Annotated in this window: 16 protein-coding genes; 3 read left to right on the top strand and 13 right to left on the bottom strand. The window is 73.8% G+C overall.

All coding sequences use genetic code 11. The features are described 5' to 3' along the window. Nucleotides 1–55 precede the first annotated feature (55 nt). Nucleotides 56–1,048: an aldo/keto reductase gene (locus HN013_RS13945; RefSeq protein ID WP_171166425.1), complete on the top strand. Its 993-nt coding sequence runs from the start codon at nucleotides 56–58 to the stop codon at nucleotides 1,046–1,048. A 26-nt stretch (nucleotides 1,049–1,074) separates the two neighbouring features. Here HN013_RS13945 and HN013_RS13940 read toward each other — a convergent pair whose 3' ends face one another. From HN013_RS13940 to HN013_RS13930, 3 genes are read right to left on the bottom strand one after another with little or no spacing between them, the layout of a single operon-like run. Continuing rightward, the gene (locus HN013_RS13940) at nucleotides 1,075–1,677 is read right to left on the bottom strand and encodes a DUF4865 family protein (RefSeq protein WP_171166424.1); all 603 of its coding nucleotides are present in this window, start codon (nucleotides 1,675–1,677) and stop codon (nucleotides 1,075–1,077) included. Between the two features lie 56 nt (nucleotides 1,678–1,733). Next, on the bottom strand, nucleotides 1,734–2,144 hold the full coding sequence (locus HN013_RS13935) for a cupin domain-containing protein (protein ID WP_398979573.1): 411 nt from the start codon (nucleotides 2,142–2,144) through the stop codon (nucleotides 1,734–1,736). 5 nt (nucleotides 2,145–2,149) lie between these two features. Then, on the bottom strand, nucleotides 2,150–2,713 hold the full coding sequence (locus HN013_RS13930) for a TetR/AcrR family transcriptional regulator (protein WP_171166423.1): 564 nt from the start codon (nucleotides 2,711–2,713) through the stop codon (nucleotides 2,150–2,152). Nucleotides 2,714–2,822: 109 nt separating this feature from the next. Here HN013_RS13930 and HN013_RS13925 point away from each other — a divergent pair, with 109 nt between their 5' ends. Continuing rightward, the gene (locus HN013_RS13925; RefSeq protein ID WP_171166422.1) at nucleotides 2,823–2,987 is read left to right on the top strand and encodes a DUF6191 domain-containing protein; all 165 of its coding nucleotides are present in this window, start codon (nucleotides 2,823–2,825) and stop codon (nucleotides 2,985–2,987) included. Here HN013_RS13925 and HN013_RS13920 read toward each other — a convergent pair. The 3 genes from HN013_RS13920 to HN013_RS13910 all read right to left on the bottom strand — a co-directional run bounded on the left by HN013_RS13920 (nucleotide 2,965) and on the right by HN013_RS13910 (nucleotide 7,309). Further along, the gene (locus HN013_RS13920; protein WP_398979568.1) at nucleotides 2,965–6,003 is read right to left on the bottom strand and encodes an AAA family ATPase; all 3,039 of its coding nucleotides are present in this window, start codon (nucleotides 6,001–6,003) and stop codon (nucleotides 2,965–2,967) included. The genes HN013_RS13925 and HN013_RS13920 overlap by 23 nt on opposite strands. 17 nt (nucleotides 6,004–6,020) lie before the next feature. Next, the gene (locus HN013_RS13915) at nucleotides 6,021–6,224 is read right to left on the bottom strand and encodes a hypothetical protein (RefSeq protein ID WP_171166421.1); all 204 of its coding nucleotides are present in this window, start codon (nucleotides 6,222–6,224) and stop codon (nucleotides 6,021–6,023) included. A 176-nt stretch (nucleotides 6,225–6,400) separates the two neighbouring features. After that, on the bottom strand, nucleotides 6,401–7,309 hold the full coding sequence (locus HN013_RS13910; protein WP_171166420.1) for a LysR family transcriptional regulator: 909 nt from the start codon (nucleotides 7,307–7,309) through the stop codon (nucleotides 6,401–6,403). Between the two features lie 76 nt (nucleotides 7,310–7,385). Between HN013_RS13910 and HN013_RS13905 the strand changes: the two genes are divergently transcribed. Beyond that, a complete protein-coding gene (locus HN013_RS13905) occupies nucleotides 7,386–8,138 on the top strand; it encodes a glutamine amidotransferase-related protein (protein ID WP_171166419.1) in 753 nt (250 codons plus the stop codon). On the opposite strand, the gene HN013_RS13900 is transcribed toward HN013_RS13905, so the two are convergent. The 7 genes from HN013_RS13900 to HN013_RS13870 all read right to left on the bottom strand — a co-directional run bounded on the left by HN013_RS13900 (nucleotide 8,123) and on the right by HN013_RS13870 (nucleotide 17,448). Beyond that, entirely contained in the window at nucleotides 8,123–10,450 is a 2,328-nt protein-coding gene (locus tag HN013_RS13900) for an MMPL family transporter (RefSeq protein ID WP_171166418.1), read from the bottom strand. The genes HN013_RS13905 and HN013_RS13900 overlap by 16 nt on opposite strands. A gap of 211 nt (nucleotides 10,451–10,661) precedes the next feature. Next, nucleotides 10,662–11,255 (bottom strand): hypothetical protein, encoded by a 594-nt coding sequence (locus tag HN013_RS13895; protein ID WP_171166417.1) that lies wholly within the window; start codon nucleotides 11,253–11,255, stop codon nucleotides 10,662–10,664. A 187-nt stretch (nucleotides 11,256–11,442) separates the two neighbouring features. After that, on the bottom strand, nucleotides 11,443–12,951 hold the full coding sequence (gene gatB / locus HN013_RS13890; protein WP_171166416.1) for an Asp-tRNA(Asn)/Glu-tRNA(Gln) amidotransferase subunit GatB: 1,509 nt from the start codon (nucleotides 12,949–12,951) through the stop codon (nucleotides 11,443–11,445). 25 nt (nucleotides 12,952–12,976) lie between these two features. Further along, nucleotides 12,977–13,237 (bottom strand): hypothetical protein, encoded by a 261-nt coding sequence (locus HN013_RS13885; protein WP_171166415.1) that lies wholly within the window; start codon nucleotides 13,235–13,237, stop codon nucleotides 12,977–12,979. Continuing rightward, complete coding sequence (gene gatA, locus HN013_RS13880; protein ID WP_171166414.1) at nucleotides 13,234–14,730, bottom strand: Asp-tRNA(Asn)/Glu-tRNA(Gln) amidotransferase subunit GatA; 1,497 nt, start codon at nucleotides 14,728–14,730, stop codon at nucleotides 13,234–13,236. Before gatA ends, HN013_RS13885 begins: the two co-directional genes overlap by 4 nt. Before the next feature lie 2 nt (nucleotides 14,731–14,732). Then, the gene (gene gatC / locus HN013_RS13875; protein ID WP_171166413.1) at nucleotides 14,733–15,029 is read right to left on the bottom strand and encodes an Asp-tRNA(Asn)/Glu-tRNA(Gln) amidotransferase subunit GatC; all 297 of its coding nucleotides are present in this window, start codon (nucleotides 15,027–15,029) and stop codon (nucleotides 14,733–14,735) included. A 277-nt stretch (nucleotides 15,030–15,306) separates the two neighbouring features. Further along, the gene (locus HN013_RS13870; RefSeq protein WP_171166412.1) at nucleotides 15,307–17,448 is read right to left on the bottom strand and encodes a bifunctional diguanylate cyclase/phosphodiesterase; all 2,142 of its coding nucleotides are present in this window, start codon (nucleotides 17,446–17,448) and stop codon (nucleotides 15,307–15,309) included. Between the last annotated feature and the right edge of the window lie 50 nt (nucleotides 17,449–17,498).

Here is a 17,498-nt window from a genome sequence, read left to right as displayed (position 1 = left end):
TCAAAGGTTAAGTTGGACGCGCGCCGATCAAGAGGGCACGGGAGGGATACGGCCGGTGGAGCGCAGGACAATCGGTGCGACGGCGCTCGAAGTGGGTGCGATCGGCCTCGGGTGCATGCCCATGCACTGGGCGTACACCGCCTCCCAGCAGAGCGGCGAGGGCGCGCTCCGCACCGTGCACGCGGCCCTGGACGCCGGCGCCAGCCTGCTCGACACCGCCGACATGTACGGACCGTTCACCAACGAGCTTTTGGTGGGACGGGTGTTGCGCGAGCGACGCTCCGAGGCGTTCGTGTCGACCAAGTGCGGGCTGCTGGTCGGTGAACAGCACATCGTCGCCAACGGGCGCCCCGGCTACGTCAAGCGCGCCTGCGACGCATCGCTGCGCCGGCTCCAGACCGACGTCATAGACCTCTACCAGCTGCACCGGCCCGACCCCGAGGTGCCCGTCGAGGAGACCTGGGGGGCGATGGCGGAGCTGGTGGCCGCGGGCAAGGTCCGCGCGCTGGGGTGGTGCGCCATAGGCGCCCGCGCCCACCGCCGTTCCGCGGGCGGCCTCTACGACGCCACGATCCGGCAGTTGGAGCGGGTGCAGCAGGTCTTCCCGGTCAGCTGTGTGCAGGCCGAGCTCTCGGTCTGGTCCCGGGAGGCGCTCGACGCGCTGGTCCCGTGGTGCGCGTCCCGTGGCGTGGGCCTGCTCGCGGCGATGCCCCTGGGGAATGGTTTCCTCAGTGGCACGCTCACCCCGGGCCAGGGCTTCGAGCCCGAGGACATCCGGGCCCGGCACCCCCGGTTCACCGCCGAGATGATGGCCGCGAACCAGCCGATCGTCGCGGGGCTGCGGCGGGTGGCCGTGCGCCACGGGGCGACCGCGGCGCAGGTCGCGCTGGCGTGGGTGCTGGCGCAGGGACGGCACGTGGTGCCCGTGCCCGGGACGAAGAAGGCGCGGTGGGCGGTGGAGAACGCGGGGGCCGCCGAACTGAGCCTGGAATCCGAGGACTTGGCGGAGATAGGGGGGCTGCCGCGGGCCCTGGGCTCCTGGTACTGAGCCCTTCCCTCCCCTGCCCCGTGTGGTTACCAGTGCCGCCCGGCGGGGATCTCGTCCAGGTGCGGCGACGAGAGGTGCAGCACCTCGTACCGCTCCGTCGCCTCCTCCGTCTCCGGGACCTCATGCTCCCAGAGGACGAACCGCATCAGTTCCCAGTGCCGCGGGTCGACGGCCAGAGCGGCCGTGTGCACGTCGTCCCGTTCCGCCAGCTCGGCCAGCCGGGCGGCCTCCTCCTCGACGAGGGCGGTCAGGGCCCCCGGGTCCTCGGCGACCGGGAGCGGGGTGACCCGGCGGGAGGCCGCGCGGGGAGCCGCGGCGCGGGCGGGGCCGGGCACCTGGGCCGCCCCGGCCCAGTGCCGGACGGCGGGGCGGCCGAAGTCGGCGATGACGCCCTGGAAGCCGCCGCCACCGACGAGGAACGCGCTCATGGCGCTGACGTCCTGCCACAGGTAGAAGGGCGCGTACTGGTTGACCGGCGAGCCGCCGGTGCCGCGTTCGCGGATCACGTACGCCTTGAGCCCGAGGCCCGCCCGGTCGTCGAGGGCGTGGCCGCGGGTGGCCACGCGGGTGCGGATGATGTCCATGTCGTAGTCGGCGGGCAGGGTGATCTCGTACTGCATGGCGTACATGACGCTGCTCTCTTCGTGTCGTGCTCGGTGGTTCGGGTGCTCGGCGGGGCGGGTGTTCAGCGGGCCGGGTACTCCGCGTCGCTCACGGCATCGCCCCGCCCGGCCTCCGTCCCGTCCTCGCCCGTCTCCTGGACGGCGAGGTGGGTCATGGAGGTGGTGGGACCGGCGCCGTGCCAGTGCCACTCACCGGCGCCGATCCGTACGGTGTCGCCGGTGCGGATGGTCTCCACCGGGCCCCCGGCCCGCTGGACGAGACCGGTACCGGCGGTGACGTGGAGGACCTGCCCCAGCGGGTGCCGGTGCCAGACGGTCCGGGCGCCGGGGGTGAAGTGGACGCTGTCCATACGGAGGCGGGAGGGCGCCGCCGGGGGCGCGAGTTCGTCCACCCACACCTCGCCGGTGACCCATTCCGCGGGCGCGCGCACGGTGATGCGCGGCACCGGGGAGTTCTGGGGGTCCGCGGTCACGGCGGTCACCGCGCGTGCTGCCGCAGCAGGCCGAGCACGCCCTGGACGGCCTGCCGGTACGGCTCGTCGGAGTCCGCGGCGCGGGCCAGGACGTAGCCGCCCTGGAGCACGGCGATGACGGTGGACGCCGTCGCGGCCGGGTCGAGGGCGGCATCCAGCTCACCGCGCTCGCGGCCCTCCGCCAGGAGCCCGGCGAGCCGGTCGCGGATCCAGGCGAAGGTCTCGTCCACCGGCTGCCGCAGCACCGGGTCGGCGACGACGTCCGGGTCCTGGGTCAGCCGCCCCATCGGGCAGCCCTTCAGCACCTCGCGCTCGCGCAGCAGGTACGCGGAGATCCGCTCCAGGGCCGTGCCCGGCCCGGAGAACTGCTCCTCCGCCTTGGCCCTCATCTCCTCCGCCGTGCGGCGGATCGCCGTGAGGGCGAGGTCCGGCTTCCCGCTGAAGTGGTGGTACATGCTGCCCTGGCCGGCCCCGGCCCGCTGCTGGATGGCCTTGGGGCTGGTGCCCACGTAGCCGCGCTCCCACAGCAGGTCCCGGGTGCTCTCGATCAGCCGTTCCGAGGTGTTCATGATCCTCAATGTACATACCAGTAGGTACAGAGACAACCGACGGAGCTCCCCGGGAATCGCACAGCCGTGTGCTTACACTGAAAACGCCGCCACGATGAGGGGAGTTGGCATGTTCAACGTGCTGGAGGAGTTGTTCGCCCCCGGGCGCAAGCACACCGAGGAAGAGCGCGACCGGCACGAGCTGTGCCTCGACGACGTCGGGGACGCCGACCCCGGCAAGGGGCCGGTCGACCTCGACTCCGGGCACGTCGTCATTCGGCCCCGGAAGGGCTGAACAACCGCAGCCGGTGCGCCGTCGCCGCGGCCTCGCCGCGGCCGGAGGCGCCCAGCTTCGCCAGGATGTTGGAGACGTGCACGCTCGCCGTCTTCGGCGAGATGAACAGCTCCTCGGCTATCTGGCGGTTGCTGCGGCCCAGCGTGACCAGCCGCAGCACGTCGCGCTCGCGCGGCGTCAGCCGGGGCGGCGCGTCGGGGCCGGTGTCCACCGGCGTCCGTACGTCCGGCCTCCCCTCCCCGCCCAGGGGCAGCCGGGCGCGGCGGGCCAGCGACCCGGCCGCCTCGCGCAGCGGGCGGGCCCCCAGCCGGGTGGCCTCCGCGTACGCCAGGGCCAGCGGTCCCGCCGCCCGCTCCGCCGCCGGCCCACCCTCCGTGAGCAGGGCCTCCGCCCACCGGAACCGGGTCCGCGCCAGTTCGAAGGGCCGGTCCAGCGGTTCGAAGGCGGTGACCGCCAGACCCCACAGCCCGGCGTCGGAACAGCCCTCCGCGCGGGCGAGTTCGGCGTCGAGCAACCGGCCGTACGCCCTCCGGAGCGGTACGGCCTGCGGCAGCCCCTCGGCCTCCGCCCGGATCCGGGCCAGGATCCCGGCCCGGCCGGCGTCGGCCTCCGGCAGGCCGAACGCCTCGGCCTCGGCCGCGGCGGCCTCGGTGAGCAGGGGCCAGACGTAGCGGTGCGCGGCGAGCGGCGGACCGGAGGCCAGGGCGCGTTCGAGCTCGGCCCGCGCGTCGAGGTACCGACCGCGCGCGACGGCGAGCTCGATGGCGCTGCGCGCGAGGAACAGGTTGTCCTGCGGTTGCGGGTCGTGAGTGCCGTAATGCGCGCGGGCGGTGGCGAGGCGGGTCTCCGCGAGCTCCCAGTCGCCCCGGGCGAGTGAGATGGCGGCCAGCCAGCCCGTGGCGCAGCCGAGCGGCTTGACGTCCCGCGCCTCGCACTGCGCCTCCTGGGCCACCCGCTCGGCCTCGTCCCAGTGCCCCAGCGCGAAGAGGGCGGACGCCAGGTTGTTGCGCGCCCACGCCCGCGCGTCGTCGAGGCAGTAGCGGTCGGCGAGGACGATGCCCTCCCGAGCCACCTCCGCCGCCCTCGTCGAACGGCCCACGCCCTGGAGCGCGGAGGCCAGGTTGATGTGGCTGCGGCCGATCATGCCGACGGCGCCCAGGGCGATCACGCGCTCGCAGACGTCGGCCATCTCGGCGAGCCCGCCGTCCACGTCCTCGCCGGTGTCGACCTTGTAGCCGCCGAGGGTGAGACGGGCGCTGAGCTCGGCGTTCTCCGCGCCGATCGCGCAGGCCAGTTCGACCGCGCGCCCTGCCGTGGCGCGGACGTCGGGGCCCACGTCGTGGAGGGCGTCCCAGCTGGCGAGCTGGGCCATGATCTCGGCCTGCACCTGGGACGGCGGCAGGCCCTCGACCAGCTCCTGGGCCGTGCTCAGCTCCTCCCGGCCGTCGCCCCGGCCGAGGGCGCTCATCAGCCGCGAGCGCTGCAGCCAGAACCAGGCGGCCCGCACCGGGTCCATCCCCGGCTTCCGCAGCGCCTTCTTGGCCATGGCCAGGGCGCGATCGCGGTCCCCCGCGAGGTTGGCCACGACGACGATCTCGGCCAGCAGGTCGGTGTGCTGCAGGGCTTCCTCGTCGCAGCCGCAGGCCGGGTAGAAGTCCGCAAAGTCAAGCGGGCGCAGGGCCTCGCGGACCTCGACGGGGGCGTCCTCCCACAGCTCCAGCGCGCACTCCAGCAGCCGCAGCTTCTCCGCGTACGCGCAGCGCCTGCGGGCGTGCACGGACGCCTCCAGCACGGCGGGGAGCGCCTTGGCCGGCTCGTGCGCGTGGTACCAGTGACTGGCGAGGCGGCCGGGGAGCTCATCGGCCCGGACGAGACCGGGCTCGTCCTCCAGGGCCTCGGCGTAGCGCCGGTGGAGCCGCGAGCGTTCGCCCGGGAGCAGGTCGTCGGCGACGGCCTCGCGGGCCAGGGAGTGCCGGAAGCGGTAGCCGTCGCCGTCGGACGTCGGGACGAGGACGCTGGCCCCGACGGCCTGGCGCAGGGCCTCGATGAGCTCGTCCTCGCCCAGCCCGGCGACCGCGCGCAGCAGCGCGTACTCCACGGCCGATCCGCCCTCCGACGCGACGCGGACCACCCGCTGGGCGTCCTCGCCCAGCGCCTCGATGCGGACGAGCAGCAGCTCGCGCAGGGAGTCGCTGAGCCCCGACCGGCAGCCGTCGGTGATGGACGCGGCGAGCTCCTCGACGAAGAAGGCGTTGCCGTCGGAGCGTTCGAAGACCCGGTCGAGCAGCTCGCGGTCGGGCGTGGTGCCGCTGATGCCCGTGAGCTGGGCCCTCACCTCGTCCCGGGTGAAGCGGGACAGCTCGACGCGGCCGAGCGCCCGCATCCTGTCCGCCTCGGCGAGGAACGGGCGGAGGGGGTGACGGCGGTGGATGTCGTCGGAGCGGTAGGTGGCGACGATGACCAGGCGGGCGGTGTGCAGCGAGCGGAAGAGGTAGGAGAGCAGTTCGCGGGTGGAGCGGTCGGCCCAGTGCAGGTCCTCGATGGCGAGGACGATCGTGCGGTCCGCGGTGAGCCGCTCCAGCAGCCGGGCGGTGAGCTCGAAGAGGCGCGCGCGGCCGTCCTCCGACTCCCGCGCCGTCTCCCCCAGCTCCGGCAGCAGCCGGGCCAGCTCGCCCTCCTGCCCCGCCGCCGCCCTGGCGAGCTCGTCCCCGAGCTGCCGGTGCAGACCCCGCAGCGCGGTGGACACCGGCGCGAACGGCAGTCCGTCGCTTCCGATCTCCACACACCCGCCGACGGCCGTGACGGCCCCCGCCGCCGCGGCGGCCGTCAGGAACTCGTCGATCAGCCGGCTCTTCCCGACCCCCGCCTCTCCGCCGACGAGCAGGCACTGCGGCTCGCCCGCGGCGGCCCGGGCGAGCGCATCGGTGAGGACGCCCAGCTCATCGGTCCTGCCGACGAACACGGGACTGACGGAGGTCTTGTGCACATCGCCGAGGATCGCACAGCCCACTGACATCGCGGCACCCGAATACATCACAGCCCGGCCCGCTCCGACACCCGCCGCCGCCGCTGCCTCGGTACCAGCGGCAGATTCCCCTCCCCCCTCACCCGCCCCTCGGCCTCCTGGCCACCCCGCTCACGCCCGGCGGCGGCCCGCGCCTCGTCCAGCATCCGGTGGCCCATGGCGTCCCGGCCGGCCTCGACGAGACGGAAGCGGTGGAGGATGAGCTCGATCATGACAACTCCTCAGGTTCGGACGTTCCGGGCCGGCTCGGTTTTTCCGGCCCACTGGAAGCTTCGTCTCTGAGGTGGGGGCGGGACATCGGGTGAGTGCCTGATATCGGCGGGGCGGGGGGCCTTAGGTTCTGGGGGTGCGGGGGGTGGGGGCCTTAGACCGGGCAGGTGATCAGGGCTCAGGCCGGGGTCGCCCCCGGCTGACGGGAGTCGCCGGAGGTCAGCGCAGACCGGAGCGCGCCCACCGCCCCCGCCGCCGCGCCGCCGCACAGCAGCTCCACGCGGTGCACCAACCTCGGTTCCACGACCGGCACTTGGGCCACGCCGACGAATCCGTCCACGGCGGGGAGCAGGGCCAGTCCCTCCCCCGCGGCGACGAGTGTGGCGAGGCCGTGGAGGTCGGTGCCCTCGTAGTGGAGGGAGGGGCGGAAGGCGCCGGGGGTGCAGGTGGTGCGGAGGTGGGGGAGGGGGATGGCGGTGGCGGGGGCGTCGAGCCAGAGGGCGTCGGCGAGGTCGGGGAGGCGGAGGGTGGGGCGGTGGGCGAGGGGGTGGGTGGTGGGGAGGGTGATGTGGAGGGGGTGTTCGGAGAGGACGGTGGTCGTCAGGGGGCCCGTTTCGGGGAGGCGCAGGGGGTCGCTGGGGGCGGTCATGCCGTCGGTGAGGCCGGCGTCGAGGTCGCCGGCGGAGACGGCCGCGGGAATGGCGTCGCGGTCCAGGACCCGGACCGTCACCTCCCAGCGCGGGTGCGCGGCCCGCAGCCCGGCGAGCCGTTCGGCGAACCGCGCGGTCAGGGCGAGCGGCGAGGCGCCGACGACCAGCCGGGCCGCCGGCTGGGCGACGAGCCGGGCGATGTCCGCGCGGGCGGCGTCGAGGCGGAGCAGGAGCGGGCCGGCGTGGTCGAGGAGCAGGCGGCCCGCCTCGGTGGGCTCGACGGGGCGGCGCCGCAGCAGGACCGCGGACAGGTCGGTCTCCAGGGCGGCGATGTGCTGGGAGACGGCGGACTGGGTGTAGCCGAGTTCGCGGGCCGCCGCCGAAAAGGATCCGCGCCGGGCGACGGTCACGAAGGTGCGGAGCAGGTGCGGGTCCATGGGCATCAGTATTACTGATGGACAGTGCAGGGATCATCGTTGGCGCTGAACGGCACCGCCGGGTCAGGATGCCCTTATGTCCACTTCCGCGCCCGCACCGACGGCCCGTCTCGCCCTGGTCGGGGACCGGTCGCCCGCCGTCCGGTCCCACGCCCGCGTCCCCGCCCTCCTCCAGTCCCTCGCCCGGCACGAGGGTCTGGTGGTGGACGCCTACTGGATCCCGACCGAGGACGCCGAAGTCCCGGGCGCCCTCGACGGGTTCGACGCCGTCTGGCTGCTGCCCGGCAGCCCCTACCGGAGCGAGGCGGGGGCCGTCGCCGCCGTCCGGGCCGCGCGGGAAGGGGGCGTGCCGTTCCTCGGCACCTGCGGCGGGTTCCAGCACGCGCTGCTGGAGTACGCGCGGACGGTGTGCGGCCTGCGCGGGGCCGCGCACGCGGAGACCGCCCCGGAGGCCGCCGAGCCGCTGATCGCGCCGCTGGCCTGTTCCCTGGCCGGTCACGAGGGCCCCGTCACCGTGGACCCCGGTTCGCTCGCCGGGCGGCTGCTGGGCGCGGACCGCACGGTCGAGCGGTACCACTGCTCGTACGCCCTGGACCCGTCCTACGCGGGCCTGTTGCGCGACCACGGTCTGCGCTTCAGCGGCGTCGACGAGGACGGTGACCCGCGGATCGTGGAGCTCCCGGGCCATCCGTTCTTCCTCGGCACGCTGTTCCAGCCGGAGCTGGCCGGGGACGGGACTCGGGCGCACCCCCTGATCCGCGCCCTGGCGGAGGCGGCGGTCCGGCACGCGTCCGGCACCCGTGGGGCCGGCGGTCAGGCCGCCGGGTAGACGTCCGCGCGGTCCGGGAGCGGGCGGCCCGACGGCTCGGGCCGCGGCTCCGGGGGTTCGATGCTGATGCGCGGGAGCCGGCGCTCCAGCCAGCCCGGCAGCCACCAGTTGGCGCCCCCGAGCAGGTGCATGAGGGCCGGGACGAGCAGGGTGCGCAGGACGAACGCGTCCAGGGCGACGGCGGCGGCCAGGCCGATGCCGAACATCGCGATGACCCGGTCGCCGCTGAGCACGAAGGCGAGGAAGACGGAGATCATGATGACCGCGGCCGAGTTGATGACGCGGCTGGTCTCGGCCAGCCCCACCCGTACCGCGCGGCAGTTGTCGCGGGTGGCCAGCCACTCCTCGTACATCCTGCTGACCAGGAAGACCTGGTAGTCCATGGAGAGCCCGAAGAGCACCGCGATCATCACCACGGGCAGGAACGGCTCGATGGGCCCTGCCCTGCCGAGGCCGAGGAGCTCACTCCCCCAGCCCCATTGGAAGATCGCGACGATCAGGCCGAACGAGGAGGCGACGGCGGCGATGTTCATCGCGGCGGCCTTCAGCGGTATGCCGACGCTGCGGAAGGCGAGGAGCAGCAGGACGCAGCCGAGGCCGATCACCGTGCCGACGAAGAGCGGCAGTTTGCCGCGGATGACAGCGGCGAAGTCGTCGTAGGAGGCGGTCGGGCCGCCGACGTGGACGCGGAGTCCGGTTCCCTCGGTGGCGCGGGGCAGCACCTCGGAGCGCAGCCGCTCGACGAGCTCGCTGGTGGCGCGGTCCTGCGGGGCGCTCGTCGGGACCACGGCGATCACGCCACTGGCGGAGCCGCGGCTGTGCGCGGCGGGTCCGACGGAGGCGACGCCCTCCGTGCCGCGCAGCCGGTCGGCGAGCCGGTCGAAGGCGAGGCGTTCGCCGGCGCCGTCGAGTTCGGCGACGAGGGTCAGCGGCCCGTTGACGCCGGGGCCGAAGCCGTCGGCGAGCAGGTCGTACGCCTGGCGGGTGGTGGAGGTGGACGGGTTGTTGCCCTGGTCGGAGGTGCCCAGGTGGAGGGAGAAGGCCGGCAGGGCGAGGACGAGCATGACGGCGGCGGCCGCGGCGGCGAGCAGCCGGGGGCGGCGCTCGACCAACGCGGACCAGCGCGCGGCCAGCCCGGCGGGGGCATCCGGGCCGGGACCGGCGGACGGGATGGGACCGGCGGGGAGGCCGGGACTGGCGGGGAGGCCGGGACCCGCGGGAAGGACGGGACCGCCCGGAGGGACGGGACCGGCGGACGGGACGGGACCGGCGCACGCGGCGGGCAGCGCCGGCACCGTCGCGAGGCGCTCCCGTCGGCTCAGGGCCCGCCTGCCGATCAGGCCGAGCAGGGCCGGCAGCAGGGTGAGGGAGGCGGCGACCGTGAGCACGACGGTCAGCGAGGCGGCGACGGCCACGCCGACCAGGAAGTCCAGCCGGAGGACGAGCATGCCGAGCAGGGCCGCGCAGACGGTGCCACCGGCGAACACGACGGCCCGCCCGGTGGTGGCCACCGCCCGTTCGGCGGCCTCCTCGACCGACAGGCCCTGGCGCAGGCCCTTGCGGTGCCGGGTGACGATGAACAGGGCGTAGTCGATGCCCACGCCGAGACCGACGAGGGTGCCCAGCATGGGGGCGAACCCGGCGACGGGCATCAGGTGGCCGAGCAGGACGGTGCCCATGGCGGCGGTGCCCACGCCGACGAGGGCGGTCGCGATGGGCAGCAGGCTGGCCGCGAGCGAGCCGAAGACGACGAAGAGCACGACGGCGGCGACGGCGATCCCGATGATCTCGCTGAGGTGGCCGTCGGTGCTCTCGGTGAGGGCGACGGAACTGCCGCCGAGGGCCACCTCCAGCCCGTCGCCCGCGGCGGCGCGGGCGGTGTCGACGACCGCGCGGACCTGTGCGAGGTCCGGGTCGCCGGTGGTGTCGGTGAAGCTCAGGTCGGCGTAGGCGGTGTGCCCGTCGGGGCTGATGCCGCCCCCGCCGGAGCCGCGGTAGGGGCTGCCGACCGAGGCGACGCCGGGCAGGGCGGCGATCTCGTCGAGGGTGGCGGCCATCCGCTGCTTGACGTCGGGGGAGCGGACGCCGCCGGGCGCGGTGTGCCAGACGACGGTGTCGTCGCCGCCGAGGGCGGGGAAGTCCCGTTCGAGCAGGGCCGTGGCCCGGCCCGACTCGGTACCGGGTACGCGGTAGTCCTCGGAGTAGGACGAACCGGCCAGCGTGGCCGCCGCGGCGGTGGCCGCCAGGGCGGCGAGCCACAGGACGATGACGGCGAGGCGGCGGCGCAGGCACCACCGGGCGAGTGCGGTCATTCCCTGCTTTCGGGTGTGTCGTGGCCGCGTCGGACACACCGGAGGGGAATCCCTCGTTCCGGGCGCTGCGGCAGCGGACGGACGACCCCCCGCGGGGGCCTCCGGCCGTCCACTCTGGCAGCTCCGGGAGATCGTTTGTCCTTTTTGTGGGTCACACCACAGGGCTGCGGACGCCCCATGGATCACGGCTCTCCCGGCCGACCCTAGGGCCCTAACGGAACGTGTGCCACGTGTGCGCTACATCCACCACCACATGGTTGCCGGTCTGGAAGACCCGGAACGGCAGCCGTCCCCTGAGCCCCAGCCCCACCAGCGTGTCCCCCTCGAAGCTGCCCCCGAAGCGCGCCTCCCGGAAGGTCCGGTACCCGGTGAGGTCCACCCCGGGCAGCGGATGCCCGGCCCTGGCGGGGTAGCGCGCGCCGCCGGTCTCCGGGTCGTGGCTCGGCGCGGCCACCCTGATCTCCAGCACGGCGCCGCCGCCGACCGCGACGGCGCCCCCGGAACCGTCCTGATACAGCTTGTCGACGTACCCCACGCGGTACCCGATCGAGTGACCGTCACTCGTGTGCACATCGAAGACCATGCGGTCGAAGCAGCGGTGCCGGCCCGTCCGGATGTCGGTCAGCGGGTGGTAGTCGGAGTCGGGACGGACCTTGGGCCGGCTCCCCCAGCCGATCCGGCAGGCGGACGCGTCCGTGGCGCCGCTCGTGGGCTCCGACGCGAAGGCGCCGGCGGCCCCGGTGGCCGTCACCAGCCCGGCGCCCGCCAGCAGGAGCGCGGCCAGCGCAGTGCTCAACCGTCGCATTGCTACCCCCAGCCATGGAGTACGGGCACGCGGACCGGCCCGTTCCACCGGATCATGCCGGACCGTTCCGGTGGCCGGAGAACGGACCGAACGAATCCGGCCATATACGACTTGTCGGCCAATCTGCCCGTCCATACGGAGAGGGCCGCTCCCCACCGGGGAACGGCCCTCTCTCCACTTGCAGATGTCAGCCTTCGACGCCGAGCTTCTCCAGGATCAGCTCACGCACCCGGGCCGCGTCCGCCTGCCCGCGCGTGGCCTTCATGACCGCGCCGACGAGCGCGCCCGCCGCCGCGACCTTGCCGCCGCGGATCTTGTCCGCGATGGCCGCGTTGGCCGCGATGGCCTCCTCCACGGCGGTGCCGAGCGCACCCTCGTCGGAGACGACCTTCAGGCCGCGCTTCTCCACGACCGCGTCCGGGTCGCCCTCGCCCGCGAGCACGCCCTCGATGACCTGGCGGGCCAGCTTGTCGTTGAGCGAGCCGTCGGCGACGAGCGCGGCCACCCGCGCCACCTGGGCGGGGGTGATCGCCATGGCGGCGAGGTCGGTGCCGGCCTCGTTGGCCCGGCGGGCCAACTCGCCCATCCACCACTTGCGGGCGGCGGCGGAGTCGGCGCCGGCCTCGACGGTGGCGACGATCAGGTCGACCGCGCCCGCGTTGAGGATCGACTGCATGTCGTGCTCGGAGACGCCCCACTCCTCGCGCAGCCGGTTGCGGCGTACGCGCGGCAGCTCGGGCAGGGTCCCCCGCAGCTCCTCGACCCACTCGCGGGAGGGGGCCACCGGCACCAGGTCCGGCTCGGGGAAGTAGCGGTAGTCCTCGGCCTCTTCCTTGATGCGGCCGGCGGTGGTGGAGCCGTCCTCCTCGTGGAAGTGCCGGGTCTCCTGGACGATCGTGCCGCCCGAGGACAGCACGGCCGCGTGCCGCATGACCTCGTACCGCACAGCCCGCTCCACGCTGCGGAGCGAGTTGACGTTCTTGGTCTCCGAGCGGGTGCCGAACTTCTCGGTGCCGTTCGGGCGCAGCGACAGATTGACGTCGCAGCGCATCTGGCCCATCTCCATCCGGGCCTCGGAGACGCCGAGCGCCTTGATGAGCTCGCGCAGCTCGGCGACGTACGCCTTGGCGACCTCGGGGGCCCGCTCGCCCGCGCCCTCGATCGGCTTGGTGACGATCTCGATGAGCGGGATGCCGGCCCGGTTATAGTCGAGCAGGGAGTGGGACGCGCCGTGGATGCGGCCGGTGGCACCGCCCACGTGCGTGGACTTGCCGGTGTCCTCCTCCATGTGGGCGCGCTCGATCTGCACGCGGAAGACCTCGCCGTCCTCCAGCTGGACGTCCAGGTAGCCGTTGAAGGCGATCGGCTCGTCGTACTGCGAGGTCTGGAAGTTCTTCGGCATGTCCGGATAGAAGTAGTTCTTCCGGGCGAAGCGGCACCACTCGGCGATCTCGCAGTTCAGCGCGAGACCGATCTTGATCGCGGACTCCACGCCGACGGCGTTGACGACCGGGAGCGCACCGGGCATGCCGAGGCAGGTGGGGCAGGTCTGCGAGTTGGCGTCGGCGCCCAGCTCCGTGGAGCACCCGCAGAACATCTTGGTCTTGGTGCCGAGCTCGACATGGACCTCCAGGCCCATGACGGGATCGTAGGACGCCAACGCGTCCTCGTACGACACCAGTTCAGTGACGGTCACGGAAAACTAACCTCTCAGTCCCGGCTCAGCCCGCGAGGACGTCGTCGCTCTTCATACGGCGCAGCTCCCGTACGAGCAGGGCGACGCCGGTGGCGATGGCGGCGGCCGAGACGACCGCGTCGACCAGCTGGAGCGTGTCCTGCTCGCCGCGCGCCGTCTTCGCCTGCTTGATGACGCTGACCGCGCCGAACAGGGTCGTGCCGATGGACAGGTACGTGCCGGCCTTGGACTTCTTGAAGCCCTTGGCCTTCTTCAGCGCGCTGCCCTTGCTCTTGTTCTCGCTCACAGTGACGGTGCCTCCTCCAGCAGCGGGTGGCCCCAACGGTCCTGGAACGCGGCCTCGACCGCGGCCCCGACCTTGTAGAGCCTGTCGTCCTTCATGGCGGGGGCGATGATCTGAAGCCCCACCGGCATACCGTCCTCCGGGGCGAGGCCGCACGGCAGCGACATGGCCGCGTTGCCCGCCAGGTTGGTCGGGATGGTGCACAGGTCCGCCAGGTACATCGCCATCGGGTCGTCGGCGCGCTCGCCGATCGCGAAGGCGGTGGTCGGCGTGGTCGGCGAGACGAGCACGTCGACCTGCTCGAAGGCCTTCTCGAAGTCCCGCGTGATGAGGGTGCGGACCTTCTGCGCCGAGCCGTAGTACGCGTCGTAGTAGCCGGAGCTCAGCGCATAGGTGCCGAGCATCACGCGGCGCTTGACCTCGGGGCCGAAGCCGGCCTCGCGGGTGAGGGCGGTGACGTCCTCGGCGGACCGGGTGCCGTCGTCGCCGGCGCGCAGGCCGTAGCGGAGGCCGTCGAACCGGGCGAGGTTCGAGGAGCACTCGGACGGCGCGATCAGGTAGTACGCGGCCAGCGCCAGGTCGAACGACGGGCAGTCCACCTCGACGATCTCGGCACCGAGCCCGCGCAGCAGCTCGACGGACTCGTCGAACCGCTGGAGGACACCGGCCTGGTAGCCCTCGCCGCGGAACTGCTTGACGACGCCGACGCGCATGCCCTTGACGTCACCGTTGCGGGCGGCCTCGACGACCGGCGGGACCGGGGCGTCGATGGACGTCGAGTCCAGCGGGTCGTGGCCCGCGATGACCTCGTGCAGCAGCGCCGCGTCCAGGACCGTACGGGCGCAGGGCCCGCCCTGGTCGAGGGAGGACGAGAACGCGACCATGCCGTAGCGGGAGACCGCGCCGTAGGTCGGCTTGACGCCGACCGTGCCGGTGACGGAGGCGGGCTGGCGGATCGAGCCGCCGGTGTCCGTGCCGATGGCGAGCGGGGCCTCGTACGCGGCGAGGGCCGCGCTGGAGCCGCCGCCGGAGCCGCCGGGGATCTTGGTCAGGTCCCAGGGGTTGCCCGTCGGGCCGTACGCGCTGTTCTCCGTCGACGAACCCATGGCGAACTCGTCCATGTTCGTCTTGCCGAGGATGACCACGTCCGCGTCCTTGAGGCGCTTGGTGAGCGTCGCGTCGTACGGCGGGATCCAGCCTTCGAGGATCTTGGAGCCGACCGTGGTCGGGATCCCCTCGGTGGTGAAGATGTCCTTCAGCGCCAGCGGGACGCCGGCCAGCGGGCCCAGCTTCTCGCCCCGCGCGCGCTTCTCGTCGACCGCGCGCGCCTGCTTCAGGGCGCCCTCGCGGTCGATGTGCAGGAAGGCGTGCACCTTCTCGTCGACGGCCTCGATGCGCGCCAGGTGGGCCTCGGTGACCTCGACGGCGGTGATCTCGCCCGCGGCGATCCGCGCGGCGATCTCTGCCGCGGTCAGCTTGATCAGTTCGGTCGTCATGGTCACTCCTCACCCAGGATCTGCGGCACCTTGAAACGCTGCTGCTCCTGGGCGGGCGCGCCGGAGAGCGCCGCCTCGGGCGTCAGCGACGGACGGACGGTGTCCGGGCGCATGACGTTGGTCAGCGGCAGCGGGTGGGAGGTCGGCGGGACGTCCTGGTCGGCGACCTCGGAGACGCGGGCTACCGCGCCGATGATGTCGTCGAGCTGGGTGGCGAAGTGATCGAGCTCTTCGTCCCGCAGCTCCAGGCGCGCCAGCCGGGCGAGGTGGGCGACCTCCTCGCGCGTGATGCCAGGCATGCAGCGATCCTCAGGGTGGAGTGTGTAGGTTTCGCGGCCAATCCTATGGCGCGGGGTGCGGTCGTCGCGAAACGGATTCGCTGTGGGCGGGGTGGGGTGCCCCGTCCCGGTGCCCCGCGCCCCCTGAAACCGCGCTCCGCGCGGTTGTCCTCAAACGCCGGACGGGCTGGATAGCCCGTCCGGCGTTTGAGGACAGCGCGCGCAGCGCGCTTCGCGGGGGTGCGAGGGCGCAGCCCCTGCAAGAAACGGTGAAAGGGCGGGTCCGGGGCACCCCCACCTACGTCACCGGCTGATCCGCTTCCTTCTCCGCCACCGCGGGAGCGGGCGCCGGCGCCGGCGCGGGCGACGCCTCGGCAGGGGCAGGGGCAGCGGCGGGCTCCCGCCGCCAGCCCCCCTCCCGCAGCCGCAGCCAAGCCGTCGTCTCCTCCGGCGGCATGGCGGCGGCGACCAGCCACCCCTGCACCGCGTCGCACCCGAGGTCACGGAGCCGCTCCCAGGTCTCGTCGTCCTCGACACCCTCGGCGACGACGAGGAGCCCGAGGGAGTGGGCGAGATCGAGGGTGCAGCGGACGATCTCGGCGTCCTCGTTGTCGATGGCGAGGCGGGCCACGAAGGAGCGGTCGATCTTCAGCTCGCTGACGGGGAGCCGCCGGAGGTGGACGAGGGAGGAGTAGCCGGTGCCGAAGTCGTCGAGGGACATCTTGACGCCGTGCCCGGTGAGCCCGGCGAGCGCGTCGGCGGCCCGCTGCGGGTCTTCGAGCAGGACGTGCTCGGTTATCTCCAGCTGGAGGGCGCCGGGCGGGACGCCGTGCCGGGCGAGGCGGGCCGCGACGGAGCCGGCGAAGCCGGGGGTGTGGACGTCGCGGGGCGAGACGTTGACGGCGACCGGCACTTCCAGGCCCATGGCGCGCCAGCGGGCGACCTGGGCGAGGGCGGTCTCCAGGACGTACTCGGTGAGGCGCGGCATCAGCCCGGACGACTCGGCGATCGCGATGAACTCGTCCGGGGAGACCCGGCCGCGCTCCGGGTGCACCCAGCGCACCAGGGCCTCCAGGCCCTCGACATGGCCGTCGAAGGCCACCTTCGGCTGGTAGTGCAGCTCGACGTCGCCCGCGTCGAGGGCGCGGCGCAGATCGCCCAGGAGCCCTAGCCGGTCGGGGGTGTTGCCGTCCCGGCGGGCCTCGTAGACCTCGACGCCGCTGCGGTCGCGCTTGGCCTGGTACATCGCCACGTCGGCGCGGCGCAGCAGGCCTTCGGCGTCGAGGGCGTGGTCGGGGTGGACGGCCACGCCGGCGCTGGCCTCCAGGACGAGGGTGAGCCCGTCGAGGTCGAGGGGCGAGCCGAGGGCGGCGACGAGGCCGCGGGCCGCGCGCTGGGCGCTGGTGAGGGAGTCCACCGCGGGGAGCAGGACGGCGAATTCGTCGCCGCCGAGGCGGGCGGCCTCCGCGTCGCGGGGCAGCGCGTCGCGGAGCCGGGCGGCTATCTGGAGCAGCAGCCGGTCCCCCGCGAGGTGGCCGAGGGTGTCGTTGACGGACCGGAAGCGGTCGAGGTCGATGAGGACGAGCGCGGTCCGCTCGCCGGCCTGTTCGGCCTCGTCGAGCGCGGCCCAGGTCCGTTCGAGCAGCCACTGCCGGTTGGGCAGCCCGGTGAGCGGGTCGCGGAGCTGTTCCTCCGCGCGGGCGTGGGCGATCCACAGGGTGGAGTCGAGGGCTATGAGGGGGACCGCGAAGAGCGGCAGCAGGAGCGGCGCGTGCTCGGCGACGACGGCGATCAGCGGTGCGATGCCGAGGAGCGCCCCGCCGACGAGCGCCTGCCGCAGGAGGGCGGCGCGGGCGACGCTGCTCGTCAGTCCCGAACTGGGCGGGGCGAGGTGGCGCCAGAGCAGGGCGCGGGTGACGGTGAGGTAGACGAAGGCCGTCAGCGCCAGCCGGGGGACGTCGGCGGGTGTCCAGCCGCCGGGGAGCCAGGGGTGTTCGACGGAGGCGTGGACGCCGAGCAGCCCGAGGGCCGAGCCGCTCGCCGCGACGCCGAGGACGTCGACGGCGCAGTGGAGTAACGCCTGGCGCCACCGGTGCCGCCGGGCGGTGGCGACGAAGGTGACGACGGCGATGCTGATGACGGCGGCCGGGAGCCAGCCGTAGAGCAGCAGGACGGCCAGGGTGAGGGCGGCACCGGAGCCGGTGCCGCCCCACCACCGGTCGCGGCCGAGCGCGACCAGATGGGCGACGATGAGGGCCGTCAGGGTGGCGAGGGACCAGCCGACCGTCCGGCCGGGGAACAGGGCGTGGCCGGCGGAGGCCACCTGCCCGATCCCCAGGGCGAGGACGACCAGGGCGAGGGGGACGCAGAGCACCGGCAGCGCGGGCGGTGGATCCCTGCGCAGCCGCGATGCCGGTTCGGCGCTGTCGGTGGGTTTCATGCCCGTCCCTCTCACAGCCGGCGGTACCCGCGCCACGGCAGGCGCACATC

It is taken from the genome of Streptomyces sp. I05A-00742 (assembly GCF_013055795.1).
Taxonomy (GTDB): Bacteria; Actinomycetota; Actinomycetes; order Streptomycetales; family Streptomycetaceae; genus Streptomyces.
This window is presented reverse-complemented; position numbering and strand designations above follow the sequence as displayed.

Bases quoted from the DNA above. Each gene is read 5' to 3' on its own strand.
- HN013_RS13940 (WP_171166424.1), bottom strand. From the start codon at position 1,677: ATGTACGCCATGCAGTACGAGATCACCCTGCCCGCCGACTACGACATG.
- HN013_RS13930 (WP_171166423.1), bottom strand. From the start codon at position 2,713: ATGAACACCTCGGAACGGCTGATCGAGAGCACCCGGGACCTGCTGTGG.
- HN013_RS13925 (WP_171166422.1), top strand. From the start codon at position 2,823: ATGTTCAACGTGCTGGAGGAGTTGTTCGCCCCCGGGCGCAAGCACACC.
- HN013_RS13920 (WP_398979568.1), bottom strand. From the start codon at position 6,003: ATGTCAGTGGGCTGTGCGATCCTCGGCGATGTGCACAAGACCTCCGTC.
- HN013_RS13915 (WP_171166421.1), bottom strand. From the start codon at position 6,224: ATGATCGAGCTCATCCTCCACCGCTTCCGTCTCGTCGAGGCCGGCCGG.
- HN013_RS13910 (WP_171166420.1), bottom strand. From the start codon at position 7,309: ATGGACCCGCACCTGCTCCGCACCTTCGTGACCGTCGCCCGGCGCGGA.
- HN013_RS13905 (WP_171166419.1), top strand. From the start codon at position 7,386: ATGTCCACTTCCGCGCCCGCACCGACGGCCCGTCTCGCCCTGGTCGGG.
- HN013_RS13900 (WP_171166418.1), bottom strand. From the start codon at position 10,450: ATGACCGCACTCGCCCGGTGGTGCCTGCGCCGCCGCCTCGCCGTCATC.
- HN013_RS13895 (WP_171166417.1), bottom strand. From the start codon at position 11,255: ATGCGACGGTTGAGCACTGCGCTGGCCGCGCTCCTGCTGGCGGGCGCC.
- gatA (WP_171166414.1), bottom strand. From the start codon at position 14,730: ATGACGACCGAACTGATCAAGCTGACCGCGGCAGAGATCGCCGCGCGG.
- gatC (WP_171166413.1), bottom strand. From the start codon at position 15,029: ATGCCTGGCATCACGCGCGAGGAGGTCGCCCACCTCGCCCGGCTGGCG.
- HN013_RS13870 (WP_171166412.1), bottom strand. From the start codon at position 17,448: ATGAAACCCACCGACAGCGCCGAACCGGCATCGCGGCTGCGCAGGGAT.